2 protein-coding genes are annotated in these 3038 nt (G+C 71.1%); one reads left to right on the forward strand and one right to left on the reverse strand.

Annotation, left to right across the window (positions count from 1 at the left end):
• Positions 1–334 precede the first annotated feature (334 nt).
• Entirely contained in the window at positions 335–2410 is a 2076-nt protein-coding gene (locus tag CCN51_RS51710) for an MDR family MFS transporter (RefSeq protein ID WP_014180094.1), read from the forward strand.
• An 80-nt stretch (positions 2411–2490) separates the two neighbouring features.
• Here the strand turns inward: CCN51_RS51710 and CCN51_RS51715 are convergent, their stop codons facing one another.
• Complete coding sequence (locus CCN51_RS51715) at positions 2491–3012, reverse strand: GNAT family N-acetyltransferase (RefSeq protein ID WP_086861280.1); 522 nt, start codon at positions 3010–3012, stop codon at positions 2491–2493.
• Between the last annotated feature and the right edge of the window lie 26 nt (positions 3013–3038).

Here is a 3038-nt window from a genome sequence, read left to right on the forward strand (position 1 = left end):
ACTGCTTCGCGCCGGCGCGCGACAACGGCCGCCCCGGTTGCGCGTGTGCAGCGCGCGCCGGCGCGAAGCAGTGCGGGCAGAGGTCTGCCGTCACGGGTCTTTCCCTTCCTGGAGTCGCAGCGATTATGCAGAGCCTGTCATGTTCCGCGCAGCGCTTCCCAATGAGTGTGGGCCTTCTCGGCAGGCCGTAACGGTCCATAAAGGCGAGGATGGGGGTGAAGAACGCGGACCGGGACGAAGGCGACGAGTCGAGGACGAGTCGGCGGCTGGTCGAGGACGGAGCGCGGAGGCCCGCGCGCGGGTTGCCGCGCGCTGACAAGGTACGGAGTCAACAATGGCGCAGGACGCGAGCCCCTCGACCCCGGCCCCGGGCCCCGTGGCGCTCGGCCCGGGGGAGGGCCGTACGAGGCGTACGGTCCTCGTGGCGATCGGCGCCCTGCTGCTCGGCCTGATGCTCGCCGCCCTCGACCAGACCATCGTCGCCACCGCCCTGCCCACGATCGTCAGCGACCTCGGCGGACTGTCGCATCTGTCGTGGGTCGTCACCGCGTATCTGCTCGCCTCGACTGCCGCCACCCCGCTGTGGGGCAAGCTCGGCGACCAGTACGGGCGCAAGAAGCTCTTCCAGGCGGCCATCGTCATCTTCCTCATCGGCTCGGCGCTGTGCGGGCTCGCCCGGAACATGCCGGAGCTGATCGTCTTCCGCGGGCTCCAGGGGCTGGGCGGCGGCGGGCTGATCGTGCTGTCGATGGCGATCGTCGGCGACATCGTCACGCCCCGAGAACGCGGCCGCTACCAAGGGCTCTTCGGCGCGGTCTTCGGCGCCACGAGCGTGCTCGGGCCGCTGCTGGGCGGGCTCTTCGTCGACCACCTCAGCTGGCGCTGGGTCTTCTACATCAACATCCCCCTCGGCATCATCGCCCTCGCCGTCATCGCCACCGTTCTGCACATCCCGGTCCGCGGCGCCCGCCACACCATCGACTACCTCGGCACCCTCCTCATCGCCTCCGTCGCCGCCGCGCTGGTGCTGATGACCTCCCTCGGCGGTGTGACCTACCCCTGGGGCTCCTGGCAGATCGTCGGGCTCGCGCTGCTGGGCCTGGTGCTGCTGGTGACCTTCGTACGGGTGGAGGGGCGCGCCGCCGAACCCGTGCTGCCGCTGTATCTCTTCCGCAGCCGCTCCTTCGCGCTCTGCTCGGTCATCGGCTTCGTGGTCGGCTTCGCGATGTTCGGCAGCATGACCTACCTGCCGACATTCCTGCAGGTCGTACAGGGCGTCAGCCCGACCCTGTCCGGCGTTCACATGCTGCCGATGGTCTTCGGCATGCTGCTCGCCTCCACCGGCTCCGGCCAGGTCGTCAGCCGTACCGGCCACTACAAGATCTTCCCGATCCTCGGCACCGGCATCACCGCCATCGGCCTGCTGCTTCTGCACCAGCTACGGCCGTCCACCGGCGTGGCCGAGACCAGCGTGTACTTCTTCGTCTTCGGCTTCGGGCTCGGCCTGGTCATGCAGGTCCTGGTGACCATCGTGCAGAACTCCGTCCGCTACCAGGACCTCGGCGTCGCCACCTCCGGCAACACCTTCTTCCGCTCCATCGGCGGCTCCTTCGGCGTCTCCGTCTTCGGCACGATCTTCGCCAACAGCCTCGCTCCCCACCTCGCCAATGTGCTGGCCGGACAGCCGCTGCCCCCCGGCGTCGACCCCAGCGCACTGAGCGCCGACCCCCGAGGGGTCCGGCTGCTGCCGCCGGGGCTGCGCGAGAGGGTGCTGGACGCGTACTCGGTCTCCATCACCGATGTGTTCCTGTACGCGGCGCCGTTCGTGGTGATCGCCTTCGTCCTGGCCTGGTTCCTGCACGAGGAACCGCTGCGGGCCAGCGTCACCGCGCCCGAGGCCGGCGAGGTGGTCGCCAGCAACCCCGTCGAGCGCTCCTCACACGATGAGGTCGCCCGCGCCCTCTCGCTGCTGGGCAGCCGCGAGGGCCGTAAACAGGTCTACGAGGACATCGCCAAACGCGCCGGCCTCGACCTCAGACCGGCCACGAGCTGGATGCTGCTGCGGATGACCCACTACGGCGCGGTCGAGCCCTTCCAGCTGGCCGAGCGCTCGACCGCGCCGCTGCGGGTCATCATGGAGGCGGCCCGGCAGATCGAGGAGTGCCGGCTGGGCGCACGGGACGGGGTGTCGCTCGTGCCGACGGAGGAAGGACGAAGGGTGGCGGAACTGCTCTACCACGCCCGAGGGGAGTCGCTGGCGGAGCTCCTGGGCGACTGGTGGTCCCCGGACCGGCCGACCGACCTGATGGAGCTGGTGCAGGTGCTGAACCGGGAACTGTGCGGCTCGGACGCGGAACAGCCGGACGACGGCGGCGACGCACGCCGCCCGAGACCGCCGCGGACGGCGTAGCGGCTGCACCGGGTGGGCACACCCGGCGGGGGGCCGCGGCTTCGGCGGTCAGCCGGTGACGCGGTCAGCCGGTGATGCGGTCAGCCGGTGATGCGGTCGCCGAGCTCCTTGCCCAGCTCCTCGCCGAGCTCCTTGCCGAGCCAGACCTCCGAGTACGGACCCTCGCAGAACGGCGGCACGTCCGCGTACCCGTGCCGTGCGTACAGGGCCCGCGCCTCGCGCAGATCCAGCCGCGTCTCCAGCACGATCCGCCCGGCGCCCAGCTCACGCGCGGCCGCCTCGGCCGCCGCGAGCAGCACGCCGCCCGCGCCCAGGCCGCGCTTGGCCGGCCGTACGAACATCCGCTTGAGCTCCGCCGTACGGCGGAGCCCGGGCTCCGCCGTACCGCCGCCGTCCAGCAGCCGTACGCCCGCGCAGCCCGCGAGCTCGCCGTCGTGGTGGGCCACCAGGAACACGCCGCGCGGCGGGGCGAGGTCGTCGCTCGGCATCTCGGCGAGATGCTTGTCGATCTCCTCGGGGGTCGTGGAGCGCCCCTCATACAGCTCGTACCAGCGGTCGGCGACCCGGTCTCGGCCGGTCTGCTGCGCGACTACCTCGTCGATGTCGCCGACCGCTGGTACGAGCTGTA

Origin of the sequence: Streptomyces milbemycinicus (assembly GCF_002154605.1) — a bacterium.
GTDB classification, from domain to species: domain Bacteria; phylum Actinomycetota; class Actinomycetes; order Streptomycetales; family Streptomycetaceae; genus Streptomyces; species Streptomyces milbemycinicus.